The sequence below is a fragment of the Peribacillus phoenicis genome (assembly GCF_047238085.1).
GTDB lineage: Bacteria > Bacillota > Bacilli > Bacillales > DSM-1321 > Peribacillus.
Window position 1 is genome coordinate 2,566,814 of record NZ_JBDFMF010000001.1, and the last position, 17,777, is coordinate 2,584,590.

Annotated in this window: 14 protein-coding genes; 3 read left to right on the top strand and 11 right to left on the bottom strand. The window is 38.9% G+C overall.

What is annotated here, in order from left to right:
• Positions 1-35: 35 nt before the first annotated feature.
• The 5 genes from ABC374_RS12585 to ABC374_RS12605 form a co-directional block, all read right to left on the bottom strand.
• Positions 36-965, bottom strand: a complete 930-nt coding sequence (locus tag ABC374_RS12585) for an ABC transporter permease (RefSeq protein WP_076369602.1) — start codon at positions 963-965, stop codon at positions 36-38.
• On the bottom strand, positions 965-1,894 hold the full coding sequence (locus tag ABC374_RS12590; protein ID WP_034311122.1) for an ABC transporter permease: 930 nt from the start codon (positions 1,892-1,894) through the stop codon (positions 965-967). Before ABC374_RS12590 ends, ABC374_RS12585 begins: the two co-directional genes overlap by 1 nt.
• Before the next feature lie 133 nt (positions 1,895-2,027).
• Entirely contained in the window at positions 2,028-3,662 is a 1,635-nt protein-coding gene (locus tag ABC374_RS12595; RefSeq protein WP_230175882.1) for a peptide ABC transporter substrate-binding protein, read from the bottom strand.
• A 684-nt stretch (positions 3,663-4,346) separates the two neighbouring features.
• Positions 4,347-4,781 (bottom strand): DMT family transporter, encoded by a 435-nt coding sequence (locus tag ABC374_RS12600; protein WP_413018097.1) that lies wholly within the window; start codon positions 4,779-4,781, stop codon positions 4,347-4,349.
• Between the two features lie 154 nt (positions 4,782-4,935).
• The gene (locus ABC374_RS12605; protein ID WP_413018099.1) at positions 4,936-5,514 is read right to left on the bottom strand and encodes a GNAT family N-acetyltransferase; all 579 of its coding nucleotides are present in this window, start codon (positions 5,512-5,514) and stop codon (positions 4,936-4,938) included.
• 524 nt (positions 5,515-6,038) lie between these two features.
• On the opposite strand from ABC374_RS12605, the gene ABC374_RS12610 reads away from it, so the two are divergent.
• From ABC374_RS12610 to ABC374_RS12620, 3 genes are all read left to right on the top strand, one after another.
• Entirely contained in the window at positions 6,039-6,665 is a 627-nt protein-coding gene (locus ABC374_RS12610; protein ID WP_413018101.1) for a CAP domain-containing protein, read from the top strand.
• A gap of 269 nt (positions 6,666-6,934) precedes the next feature.
• Entirely contained in the window at positions 6,935-7,816 is an 882-nt protein-coding gene (locus ABC374_RS12615; RefSeq protein WP_413018103.1) for a helix-turn-helix domain-containing protein, read from the top strand.
• A 412-nt stretch (positions 7,817-8,228) separates the two neighbouring features.
• Positions 8,229-8,828, top strand: coding sequence for an exonuclease domain-containing protein (locus tag ABC374_RS12620; protein WP_413018105.1), 600 nt, complete (start codon positions 8,229-8,231; stop codon positions 8,826-8,828).
• A 197-nt stretch (positions 8,829-9,025) separates the two neighbouring features.
• Here ABC374_RS12620 and ABC374_RS12625 read toward each other — a convergent pair whose 3' ends face one another.
• The 6 genes from ABC374_RS12625 to ABC374_RS12650 all read right to left on the bottom strand — a co-directional run bounded on the left by ABC374_RS12625 (position 9,026) and on the right by ABC374_RS12650 (position 17,575).
• Positions 9,026-11,422: a YhgE/Pip family protein gene (locus tag ABC374_RS12625; protein ID WP_413018107.1), complete on the bottom strand. Its 2,397-nt coding sequence runs from the start codon at positions 11,420-11,422 to the stop codon at positions 9,026-9,028.
• A 407-nt stretch (positions 11,423-11,829) separates the two neighbouring features.
• Positions 11,830-12,828, bottom strand: a complete 999-nt coding sequence (locus tag ABC374_RS12630; protein WP_350298961.1) for an NAD(P)H-dependent flavin oxidoreductase — start codon at positions 12,826-12,828, stop codon at positions 11,830-11,832.
• Between the two features lie 151 nt (positions 12,829-12,979).
• Positions 12,980-13,723 (bottom strand): Cof-type HAD-IIB family hydrolase, encoded by a 744-nt coding sequence (locus ABC374_RS12635; protein ID WP_350298962.1) that lies wholly within the window; start codon positions 13,721-13,723, stop codon positions 12,980-12,982.
• 167 nt (positions 13,724-13,890) lie between these two features.
• Complete coding sequence (locus ABC374_RS12640) at positions 13,891-14,886, bottom strand: cation diffusion facilitator family transporter (RefSeq protein WP_350298963.1); 996 nt, start codon at positions 14,884-14,886, stop codon at positions 13,891-13,893.
• Between the two features lie 289 nt (positions 14,887-15,175).
• On the bottom strand, positions 15,176-15,928 hold the full coding sequence (locus ABC374_RS12645) for a hypothetical protein (RefSeq protein WP_413018110.1): 753 nt from the start codon (positions 15,926-15,928) through the stop codon (positions 15,176-15,178).
• Between the two features lie 228 nt (positions 15,929-16,156).
• Positions 16,157-17,575 (bottom strand): amino acid permease, encoded by a 1,419-nt coding sequence (locus tag ABC374_RS12650; RefSeq protein WP_413020337.1) that lies wholly within the window; start codon positions 17,573-17,575, stop codon positions 16,157-16,159.
• Positions 17,576-17,777: the final 202 nt, after the last annotated feature.

The window sequence follows — 17,777 nt, forward strand, 5'->3', positions numbered from 1 at the left end:
ATTCTAGTAATATCACATCATTATGTTAGGACTCATTATTTCCGTAGTTTTGGATCTAAGGCATCCTGCAATCCGTCACCAGCCACATTGAACGCGAACATCGTTAAGGAAATCAATATTGCCGGGATTAAAAGTTGATAGAAATTCCCTACCAGAATGCTTCCCAGTGCATCACTTGTCAATGTTCCCCAGCTTGCCTGAGGTGCCGGAACTCCCAGTCCCAAAAAGCTAAGTGTAGCTTCGGCAAAAATGGCAGTAGGTACAGTCAACGTTAAATTGACAAGGATCGGTCCCATTGTATTTGGAATCATGTGTTTTCTTAAAGTCCAGCTCGTATTGGCTCCAGAGATTGTTGCAGCATGGATATATTCATTCTCTTTCAGTTGTAAAACCTGTCCCCGTACCAGTCGCGCCATTGGAATCCACCCTGTAATCGACATTGCAATGATGATTGGCAGAATACCAGGTTTTAATACGACCATCATTAAAATAACCATCAATAGGTAGGGAATCGCATAGATCACCTCAGCGAAACGCATCATGATATTATCCGTGCGTCCACCGCGAATGGCTGAAATCCCGCCATAAAGGACACCAATTAAAAAGTCAATCAACGCGGCCATCAATCCAATGAACAAGGATATCCTCGCACCATACCAAGCTCGCGTAAATAGATCCCTTCCTGATGAATCCGTTCCAAACCAATGCTCGCTATTTGGGCTAAGATTCTTTTTCTCGAAATCTTGTCCATAATAAGTATATCCGTTAATGTACGGACCAAAAATCGCCATCAAGACCAAGAGGATTATAAGAATAAATCCAGTCATCGCCAGCTTATTTTCTTTAAATCGACGCCAGACGTCAGACCAATATGAAACTGTAGGTCTTGCTATTTTTTCAGCTTCCTTAAAGTTGCCTTCGGCGGGTTGAAACATATCTTCGGTTAAATGCACTTTATCTGCCATTATTTCTTCTCCCCCGTCACTTTAATTCTAGGATCAATCAACGTATAGGCTATATCAACGATGAATATCAATAGAATAAGCACCGCACTATACACAATTGTGGAACCAAGAATCACCGGGTAGTCCCTGTTGGATATTCCCTTTACGAACATATCTCCCATGCCAGGAATACCAAAAATACGTTCAATGATGAAGCTTCCTGTCACGATATTAGCCGTAAGGATGCCCAGAACCGTGATAATCGGCAATAACGCATTCCGAATCGCATGTTTGATTATGACACCGCTCCGTTTCAATCCTTTGGCTTTTGCTGTCAAAATGTAATCCTGCCCCATTACTTCAAGCATGCTTGTCCGCATCAGTCTCGCGATGAAAGCAAGCGGCATCATGGAAAGGGCAATGGATGGTAAAATGGTATGCTGCCATGTCGCCCATGTAGCAACAGGGAATATATTCCATTTAATTGCAAAATAATTGATTAAAATAGTCGCCAGGATAAAGTTAGGAACGGAAATCCCTACGATGGCAATGATCATTGATAAATAGTCGGGCCATTTATTTCTTTTCAGTGATGCCACGACACCCAAAATGAGCCCAAAGAAGATGGCAATCACCAAAGCTTGTGCCCCTAAGTGCAATGACACCGGAAACCCCTTCAAAATGTAATCATTCACGGAAATGGATGAAGATTTCAATGAAGGACCAAAATCAAATTGAACGACTTCCAATAAATAATTCCCATATTGGGTCAACAACGGCTTGTCCAATCCATAGTGGACTTGAAGGTTTTCATAAACAGCAGGAGGCATGGCTCCTTCTTTTGCAAATGGATTTCCCGGAATCGTATGCATTATGATGAACGTTAATGTAATAACAGCCCATAAAGTAATAATCGCCCATTTAAAACGGTTTAATGTATATCTCAACATGGTAATCACCCCAATCATCGATTTTCTAAGAAGTTGAAAACGGAAATGAATTCATGAAATATTCAAATTCGCAATTGAAAAATGGAGTATGTCCTTAATCGGACATACCTCCCATTTCACTATTATCCTTCTATTATTTTTTATCCGCGTAAATAAAGTTCGGATAAGCGTTAATTGGAGCAAAAACTCCAGTAACATTCGATTTAACCATATATGGTTTTGTATAGAAGTAAACCGGAAGGATCGGCATTTCGTCAATCATGACTTTCTCTGCTTTATGCAAAGCATCCATGCGTTCTTTTGGATCCATTGTAGATTTTGCTTCTTTTAATAAATTATCATATTCTTTGTTTGACCAACCTGCATCATTATACGCGCCGTCCGTTTCCCAAAGCATGAATGTCATCGGGTCAACATAGTCACCAACCCATCCTGCACGGGAAATTTCAAAGTCACCAGCTTTTTCACGGTCAAGCTTAACTTGGAATTCTGCATTTTCAAGTGTCACTTCAACACCCAAGTTATCGCGCCACATTCCTTGAACCGCTTCAGCAATTTTCTTGTGTGAATCTAAAGTGTTATACAAAATTGAAAACTCTGGTAATTCTTTCATGCCTTCTTCAGCAAGTCCTTCTTTTAACAATTTCTTAGCTTCGGTAACATCTTCCTTAAATAGGTTACCTGTATTTTCCTGGAAATCTCCAGATGCATCAGGAATACCCGGAGGGACTACGCCGAAAGCAGGCTTTTGTCCGCCTTGAGCAACATTTTCGGTGATTTTTTGACGCTCGATAGCCATTGAAAGCGCTTTCCTTACTTTAGCATTATTGAAAGGTTTCACTTCTGTATTAAAGTTGTAATAGTAAACGGCAAGTTCTTTGCCCATTTTGAATTCTTTATCATCAGAATTGACCATTTGACCTTGAATATCCACTGGCAGTGGATAAGCGAGGTCCAATTCGCCACTCTGATACATTTGCCATGCTGTATTTTCATCTTCAATTAGAGCAAAGTTAACTGCATCCAATTTGATTTTATCTTTATCGTAGTAATTTTCATTCTTTTCGATTTTCAGGCTTTCTTTATGTTTCCATTCCGTTAATTTGAACGGCCCGTTTGAAACGTGAGTTTTTGCATCCAAAGCCCATTTTGGATTTTCTTCCTGTACCTTTTTATTGATTGGATAGAAAGTGTAGAAAGAAGTCAAGTCAAGGAAATATGGTGTAGGCTGTTCCAAAGTAACGACTAATGTATGTTCGTCTGTCGCTTTAACTCCTACATCCTCTTCCTTCCCTTTTTTACTGTTGTATGCTTCCCCGCCTTTAAGATAATAAAGTTGGTAAGCATAATCTGCAGCCGTTTCCGGTTTCAAAGCATATTTCCAAGCGTATTCGAAATCATTGGCTGTAAGCGGATCTCCATTTGACCATTTCAAACCATCTTTCAATTTGAATGTCCAAGTTAATCCATCTTCACTGATTTCCCATGATTCTGCAGAACCAGGGACGATTTTGCCTTCCTCTGTTTTCTTTGTCAGCCCCTCGAACGTATGTTCAAGAATCCATGATTCATGAGTACCTTGAGCATTTGCAGGGTGAAGCGAACCAGGTTCACTCGAATTGTTTACGTTTAATACTTTTGATCCGGATGAGTCACCCGAGCCTCCTTCTTTTTCATTCGAAGTTTCCTTCGAACCGCCGTTGCACGCCGCAAGCATAAGCATGATGGCCATAAGAAGAGCAAGCACTGAAAATTTAGACTTTTTCAAAAAATATTCCCCCTCATCTTTAATCTTTCTTAGAATATTCCCATTTAAGAGATTATCCTTCTAACACCTATTAATCTTCCGTATAGTACATATAATGATTGCGAGGAAAAGTAGAAGCATTCATTGCAGAAATTCACCCAAAACAATTAGCGAACCGTTTGCATAAATCTTAATTTCTACCTAAAAAAGCAATTAATGCAGTTTACTAGGTAAAAAATCACCTTTTTTTCACCTCGCCAAGGATACTATACCTCGAATTAAAGATGTTGAATTTTAAGTATATTACGAATAAATCAAAAAATCAATAAACCGGTGAGTACTTTTTCACAATATAGTAATTAATTGCTAATCAATTCGATCTAGATACTAGGTAAATAGAAATGATCACCTAAAAGGACTTCCGACTTCCAGGTGTTTTTCCAAACACCTCTAAATCAGTATTCATATAGGTTCTCTCGTCTATTTATTTCTAAATATTCTAATAATTCATATCAAGTTGATTACTAAGACAACTTTCCTAGCAAACCATCCCCGCTCAAATAATATATTTTAGCAGGATAATGCATTACTTCATTAAAATATTTAGTTCTCTGTAATCAATCTCCAAATAATAGGCATTAACTATAGGGGAATAGAAATATTCCCCTATATGTACCCGTCGTTTCAATGAAAAATGACCCTTCTTCATTTATGATTAAATAAATATAATGACACGAAAAGTAAACATATGCCTGCCACCTTTTTTGCGTCCAATGGGATGCGTTCCCCTCCAAATAAACCGAAATGGTCAATGACAGCCCCAATCAGTATCTGGCCTGCGATAACCCCGACCAATGCAGGTGCCACTCCGATCTGAGGGACAACCAATATTATAACAATGACATAAATAGCCCCTAACAGTCCGCCTATCAATTGCCATTTTGGTACAGACGCGACCGCCGAAATATTTCCATTTCCTGCAAACAAAACAATAAATAATAAAGCGAGTGTCCCGATTCCAAATGAAATGAAAGAAGCTTCAATGACCCCCACTTTTTTCCCTAATCCACCATTGATTTGTCCTTGTATGGCAATGGTGATGCCGCCTAGGACCGCAAGCAACGGAAATAGTATCTTCACAATGATTTTTGCTCCTTTTTATGTCCAGCCGGACTGATTAATGAATCCGCATTCCATTTTAACATGAAAAATATGTATATTGTCCTTTACTGATATAAAATCATCTGCAAAAAAAAAACTGGCACTTGGGCCAGCTGCAATCTTCTATATTAAACTAAAATCTATTTGATCCCTGAACACTTTGTTGCCTTAACTGGCAATACTCTGTGCTTAACAAGGAAAATACCAGGGCATCATGCGACTGTTCACGAAGAAATAGATAACTTCGGAGGCTGCCTTCCTCTTTAAATCCAAATTTCTTCAATAGGTTTCTGGATGCAATATTATCCTTGAAAGTTAAAGCGGCGATTCTTTTTAGTCTCAATTCTTCAAAGCAATAGCGCAATACTTCGTTGACAGCTTCAGACGTAAAGTGTTTCCTCCAATATTCAGGATGGATTTCATATCCTATTTCGGCGCGTTTGTTGGCTAGGCTCAATTGATGCAGGCCAACAGTACCGATAAATTTGCCTGAATCCTTTAGAATGACTCCCCACCGCATCCCTCGTTTGTTTATATAAGCACTTTTAAACGAGTCGATTAAGCGGCGGGCATCTTCTACTAGAGTTAAACTTTCTATCCCATCATATTTGGTCACTTCATCTTTAGAGAGGATTTCAAACAGACTCTCGGCATGATGGTGACCTATTTCAATTAAATGCAGCCTTTCTGTTTCCAATTCCTTAAACCACATCGAAGAATCCCTCCGTATATTCAGCTGTCTACTTAATTCTATTCATGATGAAGAGATACCTGTCTTAATGGACAATACTTTTTGAAAAATGCCTTTCCTTAACGTACAATGCCGAGTCCTCATGTCCTCCCTTTGTAATCAAATCCAGACGATTTATGGCACTTTAAGCCATCCGTTTCAGCCAAAACAATAATAAAAGTACTAATAGGATGATATTTTTTTCACTTAGTGTTATATAACCACTTATCATTTTTGATGTCCTTATTATTTACCCATGACAACATAGTCAGCAATCGTAAAATGATTCTTTTTCTGCATGATATATTTTTTCCGCTCTATCAAAAAGCCCTATGATTTTGGTTTACCATTAACACTTACAGGGCTATAAGGACCCTTATAATTCTGTTCCCATTTGATACCTTTTCCCCATAGCAACCAAGAATTTCAATGAGCTAATTTTACACAAAACTATTTTTATAGCATACTATACTTCCAATCCAGATATTCTACTAGGAGGAATCAAAATGAAGAAAATCATCCTTATATCGGCACTGTCCCTATCCCTACTATCTCCAAAAGTTGCAATGGGAGCCAATACTTACGAGGTGGCAAAAGGAGACACCTTAACGAAAATTGCTTCTGAATATGATGTCAGCCTTGACGAATTACTCAAAACGAACTCTGCTATAAAGGATGTAAATCAAATTCGAATCGGACAAATCATAAATCTTCCGGCATCCAACACCACAGTAAATCAAAAAGAAAGTCAATCAGTTGAACAGCGGGTTCTTAATTTAGTTAACGAAGAACGTTCAAAATCGGGCCTCCCTCCCCTTGAAATGGATACAGCCGTTTCTAACGTAGCAATTCTGAAATCTGAGGATATGCGTGATAATAATTATTTCAATCATACAAGCCCTAGTTATGGATCGCCTTTCGATATGATGGAATCCTTTGGGATCAGCTACGAGTACGCAGGGGAAAATATCGCAGCTGGTCAACCTAGTGCGGATGCTGTCATGAAATCATGGATGAATAGCCCCGGACATAAGGCCAATATCCTGAACAAGAACTATACACATATTGGAATTGGGCATGTGACAGGAGGGAAATACGCCCACTATTGGACCCAGCAATTCATTGGAAATTAAAATCGTTAGAGGCGGCAGATTGCCGCCTCTTTTTTTATCCTTATATTCCTAATCTAATGCTTGCTATTATCCGTGATTATATACCTTTCTCACTTTTTATTGATAAGACGGCATATTAGTTCGCTTCAATAAAAAAAACGTAATTCATAATTTTTTGTGGTAGGGATACGCAAAGTAGTTATATCATACTATCTTTCAATTATCTTACTGATAAAAATTAAATTATGTTAAAATAGAATTCTAGACATAGGTACAAAGGAGCAATTGTAATGAAAATAGAGGTTGGCTCTGTTATCAACGAATTACGAATAAAACAAAATCTTACAAGGGAAGAACTGGCTAACGATATATGTGAACCTAATGCCCTGTCAGATTATGAAAGAAGCATCACTTCTCCAAACATTGATGAATTGGCACTTTTTGCGGATAAACTTAAAGTTGACCTGCCGTATTTCTTCACTTCCAAAAATGAACCGATTTATAATTACATAGAAACCATTAAACTTTTGGTAAACAAATACAAACGGACACGTAATTATGAAGCAATTTATGAAATCGTCCAAAAAGAAATGGCAACTGCACCGGAAAAATCGATATCATTTTATCAATTCTTAAAATGGCATGAAGGTATCTCTTTTTTTTATTTATACAATGACAAACAAAAGGCTATAGAATTATTGAATGAGGCCATTCAGATTACGATGGGTAAACGGGTCATTCTTCATCAACAGGAGATAGAAGTTTTAAATAGTATCGGGATCATCCATTTTAAAACGAAGAATTATGAAGAGGCCATCACCATCTTCAATGAAGCACTGGAATTTATCGAGAATATTCCCCATGTGAATCAAGAAGGTACCATAATCGTGAAGATTATTCATGGATTAGCACAAACATTGACTGAACTTCATTATTATCAGGAATCATTAAATCATACTCTTAAAGGGATTAACATTTGTAATTCGATAGAATCGTTATATTTATATGCGGAACTCCATCTTTTAACTGGTAAGAATCTGGTTCATCTGAAACAACCTGAAGAAGGACTGCACTATATAAGGCAATCCAAGAACATTTTCAGCCTTCAAAAAAATGAAGAATTCGTACAAATTGCCGAACATGAATTGGAAAGCATTTTGCAATGCTTATGAACTTCAATGGATAAAAAAAGTTAGAGATTGCTTAAAATTTCTATCTCAGTTTGTAGGCAAAAGGAGTTCTATCTAAATTTTTAAACATAGTTGATTGGAACGTAAGGTACGAGACTCCTGCGGGAATAGTGTGTCCAAGGGAGACCCCACAGGCGTATATGCGCCGAGGAGGCTCCCGGACCGCCCGCGGAAAGCGAGTGCCTGAAGTGGAAATCAACGTCCAAATTTGTACAAGCAAAAAAAACTGTAGCCTCTAAGATAGTGATTGCTTAAAATCTCTATCTTTTTTTAGTATCGTCAGTTCACCCTTGCCTTTAACCAATTTCAAATCCTTTAAAACGATCATTACACTTCAATAGCTCTTCTATGTCAGCTATAATAGAAGAATGTAACCCAACTGGAGGAAAAAAAATTGTCTAATAGATTAGGTTTAGTACTCGACGTAGAAACAACTGGTTTACGTCCCTCTTCAGATGAAATTATTGAGCTTGCCCTTATACTCTTTACATACAGCAGTGAAACAGGGGAAATCATTAATCTTATTGATCAAGAATCATTTTTAAGGGAGCCTCTCTCCTTTGGAGCAAGAAGGAATTATGATCAAGCATACAGAATTCATGGAATTCCATACAGCTCTGTAGAAGGAAAAAGTTTTCACGATGAAAAAATTAAATCCTTCATTGCCCGTACCGATTCGATTTTCGCACATAATGCTTCTTTCGACAGAAGTTTTCTCTACCAAATGTATCCGGAAATCAATGATCAAAAGTGGTTCTGTACGATGCGGAATGTACCTTGGAAGCAATACGGATTTGAGAATAGTAAACTATTAACATTACTGCAGGCACATAATATCACCAATTTTCAAACACACAGGGCCATGGACGATATTTCTTACCTAATGGAACTTATGAGAAAACCAGGTCCTTCTGGCCATCCCTATTTAAAGGATGTCATTGCAAAAAATCCGATGAAGAAATATGCACCTGCATCTCAAAAGACAAGGGTATAGCCGTTTAAATATTTACTTCATTGTTCAGGCTGCACCAATGTTTTGTCACAATCAACCGTTGCCCATCCCGTTAGAAAATGAATACATATCTTTACAATTGGTGTTATTTTAGGGGCACTTTTATATTCCTGCATTTCACTTATTACCTGATATTTATCAAAAAACAGCGACCCGTGACGGGTCGCTGTTTTTTTTTATCATTGTACAGTTACTTCTTCCTGTTGTTCTTTTAACGCGCCGTTCAATTTCTTATACCGATAAATAAAGTAAAGAAGTGATAATATTAATGCAGCAACGAGGAATATGGCCAATATGCCAAGATTATGCCACATGAAGCTATAATCTCCTGTTGAGATGACTGCCCGAAAAGCATTAATAGAATAAGTCATCGGTAAGAACGGTGTGAACCCTTGCAGGAAGCCAGGAACCAATTCATTTGGGAATGTTCCGCCACTGCTGGTCAGTTGAAGAATCAAAATCAATAATGCTATGAACCGGCCAGGATTATCAAAGGCTGAACCAAGGAACTGAATGATTGCCATGAATGTGCAGCTAGCAAGAATGCTTACTGCAAAAAATAGTGGCAGGCTCGTAACATTGATTCCAAGGCCTAAAATTAAAATCGAGTCCACCAATATGGCTTGACAGATTCCTATGAGAGCCATGACGCTGTATTTACTAATAAACCAGCTAAATCCACTCGCCGGTTTAACAGCAGGATCTCTTAACGGGAAAATGATCGTCAGAACGATAGCCCCGATAAATAAACTTAATGAAATTAAATATGGTGCAAAACTTGTGCCATAGTTCGGTACATTATTAATTGGTAATTTATCCACTTTAACAGGGCTTGCAAACATGTCATATACTTCTTCATTGGATTTTATCTTGCCTGCTTCGTTTGCCCCATCATTCAATTCATCATGTAATTCTGCAGATCCATCTGAAAGTTTGGCGATTCCATCTTGCAACTTAATGGCTCCATTCGCCAGTTCTCCCATACCGCTAGTAAGGCTGGATGAACCTTCTTTCAACTTATCCGTTCCCGTAACCAGACCTTTCGAACCTTCGGAAAGCTGTGAGGTTCCGCTTGATAATTGCTTGGAGCCATCTTCAAGCTGATCAAGCCCGCTTACCAAGTTATTGCTGCCTTCGGTTAACTGTCCAAGTCCACTTTGCGCTGAATCTATACTATCGCCAAATGTTGTCAAACCAGACACCAATTGGCCTTGACCATTTTTCAGTTCATTCGCCCCATTGGCGAGTTTATCCTGAGCTTGCTTTAATTGAGTGAAACCGCCGCTTAATGCACTTGTGCCTTCACCTAACTGATTTGCTCCATCACTAAGGCTATTTGAGCCTTTAGCAATTTCAGTTGCACTGGCTGATAGTTTCCCTACTCCTTCAGAAACTCCTTTACTACCTTCACTGATGCGGGTTAGAGAAGAAATCACTTCCTGCAAACGCGCTTTCTCCGCAGGATCATCTGTAGCTTCAGATTGTTGTTTCAATCCGGAAATAACCTCATCCAAACCTGCCGACACTTCAGATGCCCCCGCTTTTGCTTCGTTCGATGCTGCGCTCCAATCAGACAATGAACCTGAAAGCTGGGCAGCACCAGCCGCTACACCATTTGCTCCCTCAGTCAAAGCGGGCAGCTTTTCTTCTATTTGATTGAAGCCCTCTAATGACTGCTGCAGTCCAGAGGCCAATTCACCAGTTCCTGCTTCAGATTTCTTGGCTCCTTGCAAAAGCTCGGATTGCCCATCTTTCATTTGTCCAACACCAGAGCTAAACTGTTGTAACCCTTGATTGAGTTCTTTTGATCCCGCAGCCGCCGAACCGACCCCATTCGAAAAGGTCAATGATTTTTCGGCTAATTTTTCCAAGTTTTCGTGGATTTCTACAGAACCTGAATGAAGGGAATCAATTCCTTCATCCACTTTTTTGGAACCTTCTTTAGCTGAGTTAATCCCTTCACCAAGTTCACTGGATCCGTTCTTCACTGTATCTGTCCCATCTTTCAATTCCCCAGCTCCATCACTGGCACTTTTGAGTCCGTCAGCCACTTCGTTCAAATTATCGAACATTGACTCCGCATAGGTTTTCGTAACGGCTGACGATACCTCACCTTTAATTCTCTCCGAAGCTGCGTCACCTATTTTAGTCGATATATAGTTGAACCCTTCATTGGACGTATAAATTAAATCAAGTTTTTCCGGATTGTCCTCCTGTAAGGTCGTTGCATTCTTCGAAAAGTTTTTCGGGATTTCTATTTTCATGTAATAATCTTGATTTTCGAGGCCTTCATTGGCTTCTTTTTGACTGACGAAATGCCAATCGAAATCCTTCTTTTCCTTTAATTCCTTGACTAAATCTTTTCCTATTGTAAGTTCCGAGTCATTGAACTCCGCACCCTCATCCATATTGACAATGGCAACAGGCAATTGGTCGACCTTACCATATGGATCCCAAAATGCCCACAGGAACGTGCCGCTATATAATAAAGGAATCAGTATGATCCCTATTATGGAAATGAGTATCATAGGATGTTTTATTATGGCTAAAAATTCACCCTTTAAAGATTTTAACACGCTTACCAAGCCCTCCTATACGGCGAATATGCCGTTTATTAATCTATCTAGGTGAAAACTGATTGAAGAATACATAATTAAGTCATTTGCTTCTGCAATATATAATTTAAATTCTTGTTCACCTTAATATATATAATTTTTAAACAAACAATAATTACTGACCGTATTGTTCATTTGGTCAGTATCACGAAAATAATATAACATTTATCCTTCTTTTTATCAATATTTTTTCACAGACTTATATCGTATATTTACTGCTTTTCTCTTTATATCCTATTTAGATTGCCCTTTTAGCTGATTACGAACTTATCATGAAATATCTCTGATATTACATGGCAAAAAAGGGTATCCATAATGGATACCCTTTTTGTTAGCTATATTAGCATAATTAATAAAGCGCTTTCATATCATTTCGATATAATTCCTTTTAATTTTTCCGCCTGCCCGGTCAATTTCTCCAAGGACTCCTGATACTCTTTTTCCAATTGTTTAATGATGCCGGCAGCGGTATCTATTTTTTTAATTGCCCCTACACCATGACCCGCTGACCAAATATCACGCCACGCTTTAGATTCCGATGGTTTGGACATGCTGTCAAAATCGACTTTTTCTTTTTTGGCTAATTGTTCCGGGTCCATGCCTTCCTTTCTGATGCTCGGTTTCAGCATATTACAATTAACGCCTGAAAATGCATCAGTCAAGATGATGTCATCATGATCACAATCGACAAGCATTTCACGATATTCATCATTTGCCCTGCTCTCTTTCGCCACGATAAAACGAGTACCCATATATGCAAGATCCGCTCCAGCTGCCTGAGCTGCCAAAATACTGTGACCAGTACTGATGGATCCGGCAAGCAAAATGATTCCGTCCCAGAATGTCCTTACGCTGTCCACGAAAGCAAAGCTATTTATCTCACCCGCATGACCACCGGCTCCCGCGGCAACCAAGATCAATCCGTCCACACCTGACTCCGCAGCTTTTTTTGCAAAATCCACAGAGCTGACATCCGAAAAGACCAAGCCGCCATAGCTATGTACGACATCCACCACATGTTTGGGTGAACCTAATGATGTAATGACGATGGGAGGCTGATGCTTTTTGACCAATTCCAACTCTTCTTCAAGCCGGCTATATGTACGGTGGACAACCATATTCATTGCCCATGGAGCAATCTTAGAGCCTGGTTCTTTAGCCTTTGCTGCAATCAATGTGTCGTTTATGTCACCCATCCATTGATCCAGTACCTCTATCGGACGCGCATTCGGTGCTGGAAAAGAGCCGATCACCCCATTCAAACAGCATTCTTTCACTAACTCAGGACCGGATATTAAAAACATAGGTGCTGAGATAACTGGTAAAGATAATTGATTCCACCACTGTTCAGGCAAACTTCTAGTCATCCATTAAACCTCCCATTATTAATATATTACCAAAATATAACACTACAAGATTATCATACTTCTAAAATACACAATTTTCAAGAAATTAATTCGGCAGCGCCATTTTAATAAAAAAACTGTATATGGAGTAGTTCCCATATACAGTGTCGATTCAATTTGAAAGCACCCATTTGCGAATGGCCTTAGCCACACCATCTTCTTCGTTTGTCGCTGTAACCCAGTCTGCTTTTTCTTTCACAATTTCTTGGGCGTTTCCCATTGCCACACCCACTTTTGCTTCAGAAATCATTGCAAGGTCATTAAGGCTGTCACCCACTGCCATAACATTATCCATAGTAATATCGAGTAATGAACATACGAGCTTTATCGCTTTCGCTTTATTTACGCCCATGGCATTCACTTCAATATTCGTCGGGCTTGAATTACTTATTTCAAAGTTTCCTTTTGATACCAGTTCATCCATGATGATTTTGCGAATGCTTTCATCATCTGTATCAAATCCGAATTTAAGCCATTGCGAATCATGGATTTTCTCAGGCATTTCAGCCCTGTAAATATTATCGCAGCTTATTGCCCAGAAATGAGTACCATGTTTTTGGCTTAATTCCCACATCCATTGTATGGAATCGCTATCGACGATATTCCTTTCCACCAGTTTTCCTTGATTATCGTAAATTTCGCTTCCGTTTACCGTAATGAGGTATGATTGAAGTTCCATTGACTTTGCAAAATCACTGCATGTCGCATAGGATCTTCCTGTGCTCAATACCACAAAAACCCCTTGATTTTCGGCTTCTTTTATCGCTCTGCGATTTTCTTCAGATATCTCTCCAGCCTTATTGAGAAGCGTGCCATCCATATCAAGTGCAACTAGCTTAATATCTTGTTTCTCCAATCTTTTTCACCCTTTCATAATCCTTCTTTATGTAACTAAGTCCATGATAGCTTATAATGCATACGTAAGGAAAGTACGTGAAGAATTGAACAGGCATTATCATTAGTGTCATGATATTTATAACCCAACAAATTTCTATCATGACACTTTATATTCTGCCATTCTTTCTACTCCCTGTCTTTTTTCATTTCATTCAATTCTTTTTTTATTTGACCTTCCCATTTTGGGACACCATCATTTTCATCAAATTCTATAATGACATCCGTTACCCCTCTTTCCTTGAATATCTCATTAAACAGCCGATCTTTAATGTCATCCGCTTGGGCGATTGAAATATGGGGATCAAGTTCGACTTCAAGTTCAACATGGAAGTCTTCCCCTTCTTTTAATACGGCCAGTTTCTGTATATCCCTTACGTCTGGATCATCCATGACCATCGTACCGATTTTTTGTCGCATTTCAATATCGGCTTCCCCAAGAGCACCTGCAGCATTATCAAGAAAAACCCTTCCAACCACATAAAACATACCGAGACCGATCATGACGGAAGCAACTCCTTCCGCTTGGATGAAGGGAGTGAAGTTTGCTAATAAAATGGCAATTATCGCAAGCACCCCGCCACCGGTCGCTACCATATCTTCCATGAATACCAATTTCGTAGCTGGTTTTGCTCTTTTTAAACCAGAGAAGCTCTTAAATATGACGGCTGCTCCTTTAGCTTCGATTCCAGTCTCATGCACCACTTCTTTCATCGCTTTAAATAATACATATGATTCCAACACAACCGCTAACGAAAGGACGGACAAGTTAATAAGGATACCAGTTGATTCTGCAGGGTGCAAAATGTGATGAAACCCTTCTTTAATCGTTTCATAAGACATGATCCCGACAACCAATACTGCCCCTAATAATACGAGGTTAACCAAACGTCCAAAACCATCAGGGAATCGATCAGTTGGTGCCTTTTTACTTAGTGCGGAACCAATGAAGACGAAAAACTGATTCGCAGCATCGCCCAAAGTATGTAAAGTTTCAGCAAACATAGCTACATTCCCTGTCATGAAGTAAGCAATCCCCTTTAGCACAGCGATGATACTATTCACACAGGCAGCAATGAACGCCGATTTATTACCTTGTTTCAATAACCGAAATAATTCTTTCATTTAAAAACCCCCCCTAATCTTTTTATAAATCCATTTTCATAATGTATTATCCCCAACACTGGAATATATGAAACCACAAAAGCGAAACCCTTAACTATACGATTGGCGAATAATTTGCATTACTTTGGTTTTTAAGTTATATCTCCCACAAACGAATATATTCCAGAATCGGACTCATCTATTCTAATTAGTTCACAATGAACGCATCCATTTCTTTAGAAGACTGATTAATGAAACAAAAAAGGAGTAAGCGGCGGCTTACTCCATATCATCCAAGAACTTCAAGCGTTTATCCTTCCTTTTTCACTAACTTAGATGGATTATTTACTTTATAGCGTATTTCTTTATTATATTTTTTGTCGACCACTTTTCCATCAAATTCGATTTTGTCCCCTTCTTCGAGCTCAGCTTTTTTCAATGTCTTGCTATATCCACACCAAGCATCGCCGATGGTCAATTCAGGTTCCGTTGTCACTTTGACATTCTCTAATAGTATGACTTCATCTTCTTCACCAGTGAAATGGTTCATTTTCGCCGTAAACTCCTTGACGGTCGCGGTGAAATGCACTTTTTCCCCAGGTAAGTCCAACTTAGGTTTTGCTGTCGTTTTTTTAGTTTTGGCCTTTGCCTTTTTTGGTTCTTCACTTAGTTGATCGGCGTTTTCCGTAATTGGCGCTTCCATTACCTGCTCAGTTTCACTTGGAACTGCGGCGGTTTCCGAAACAGGTCCACTCAACAATTCTTTTCCGAAACTGGAGCTTTGCATTTCCTTTAAATAGGAAGGGTTAATGCAACTAAGCTTACCATTTTCAAATTGAACGACTACAGTGTCCAGTCCGTTGCCATATTGTTCATAACCTGCCAATTTGACTTTTGCTTGAAAACTTCCGCTTTTATATACTAGTTCTCTTTTTACCGAACGGGCAGTGAATAATTTCCATTCCAGTCCTTTAGCGATATAGTCCGTATCATCTAAAAAAGGGATATATTCTCCTTTTGGTGCGATATAATGAATCAAATCTTCAGCTGGAGTTTCAGCCACAGTAACCACTCCTAATCTTTTCTATAGATTATATTCTAGCAAAGGATTTCAAAGTTGCAAATGAATGAGTATCGTCATGGGTTGATTGCAGCCAGAAATCCGAATACGCTTAAATCCTTTCCATGAAATGAATGCGATCATTTTTGGAACCAGAAAAAAGCTGCCCACTAAGAGCAGCCTTTTTATTTGAATAGTCAATCTTTTATTTCTGTAATTGGAAAAACTACTTTACCCTTCCTTAACGTGAATTTTTTTTAGTTTTGCATCTTGTTCAGGAGTAATTTCCTTTTTCTTATGATAAAACAGAAAGTATGACCCAATTACTAGAATCGTGAGAAGGGTTGTAAGAAAAAATTGCAATCTCATGGAATCAATAAACGCTTGAGCAACGAATATTATAAATAATACGGCAATGGTCACGTAGGTTAAATAAGGGAATAGCCACATTTTCACTTTGAGTGTCCCTGGGTTTTCTTTTTCCGTCTTTTTCCGTAAATATAGATGAGAAAATGCGATAAAGATATACATGATCATAGTGACTCCTCCAGAGCTGTTTGCGAGAAAAGCAAACAATTTATCAGGAGAAACAAATTTAAATGTCGTGAACACATAAGCAAAGAAAACACTTGCCATTAACGCCCAAATCGGGATTCCCCGCTTATTCACTCGGGAAAGGATTTTCGGTGCATCACCTTTTTTTGATAAAGAATATAACATACGAGAGCTTGTATATAGGCCTGAATTCAAAACAGAAAGCAATGAAGTGAAGATTACGATATTCATGATTTGCCCCGCTGCCGGCAGGCCTGCCATGTCAAATACGCTGGCATAGGGGGTTTTCAGTAAATCTTCAGCACCTTGGGGGATTACGAGAACCAACACGGTCACTGAACCAACAAAGAAAAGAAGGAGACGCCATACAACACTGTTTATGGCTCTAATAATATTTTTTTCAGGGTTTTCAGACTCTCCTGCAGCAATGGCAGCTACCTCACTTCCCGATAAAGAGAAAGTAATGAATATCACACTAAGAAGGACAGGCAGAAAACCTTTTGGTAAAAATCCTCCATCTCCTGTAATGTTTGAAAGGCCTGGTGAATCAAAACCCGGAACTAATCCGAAAATCATGGCGGCACCCAGGAAGAGGAATATTACAATGGCAGCCACTTTCATGAAAGCTAACCAGTATTCAAATTCCCCATAAGCTTTAACTGAATAGATATTCGTAATCGTCATTAATATAGGGAAGGATAGACTAGCAGCCCACATGGGTATACCAGGAAACCAATCATGAATCATAGTACCCAATAACGTAGTTTCTATAGCAATGATGATAACCCAGTTGAACCAGTATAACCAGCCGATCGTGTATCCGGCCCAGGGACCAAATGCTTGATGCGCATATGTTGAAAAGGATCCGCTATCAGGATTTACCACAGCCATTTCACCCAGCATACGCATTATAAGCACGATCATCAATCCTGCAATTATATACGATAAAATAGCACCAGGCCCAGCTGAATCTATTATTGTTCCGCTTCCGATAAATAGTCCTGCCCCAATTACCCCGCCAATGGAAATCATTGTGACATGCCTGGTCTTGAGACCATGTTTCAATTCATTTGTTTGAAGTGCCACTATTGTCACCATCCTTTAAAACTGTCTAATTACCGTTTTGTAAGCAGTAAACCTTTGCTCATGGGTACCTTAGTAGAAATCTTTCATTCAATAACAATGTAATGAGGCCAAATTCACTATCGAAATATGTATATTGCACAGTATACTCTATTAACCGTAACCGCTTTTCTATTTATACTCCCTCTTTACTAACATCAGATCTCAACGGAAA

Coding starts and splice junctions, on each gene's coding strand:
- ABC374_RS12585 (WP_076369602.1), bottom strand. CDS start 965: ATGGCAGATAAAGTGCATTTAACCGAAGATATGTTTCAACCCGCCGAA.
- ABC374_RS12590 (WP_034311122.1), bottom strand. CDS start 1,894: ATGTTGAGATATACATTAAACCGTTTTAAATGGGCGATTATTACTTTA.
- ABC374_RS12605 (WP_413018099.1), bottom strand. CDS start 5,514: ATGTGGTTTAAGGAATTGGAAACAGAAAGGCTGCATTTAATTGAAATA.
- ABC374_RS12610 (WP_413018101.1), top strand. CDS start 6,039: ATGAAGAAAATCATCCTTATATCGGCACTGTCCCTATCCCTACTATCT.
- ABC374_RS12615 (WP_413018103.1), top strand. CDS start 6,935: ATGAAAATAGAGGTTGGCTCTGTTATCAACGAATTACGAATAAAACAA.
- ABC374_RS12630 (WP_350298961.1), bottom strand. CDS start 12,828: ATGACTAGAAGTTTGCCTGAACAGTGGTGGAATCAATTATCTTTACCA.
- ABC374_RS12640 (WP_350298963.1), bottom strand. CDS start 14,886: ATGAAAGAATTATTTCGGTTATTGAAACAAGGTAATAAATCGGCGTTC.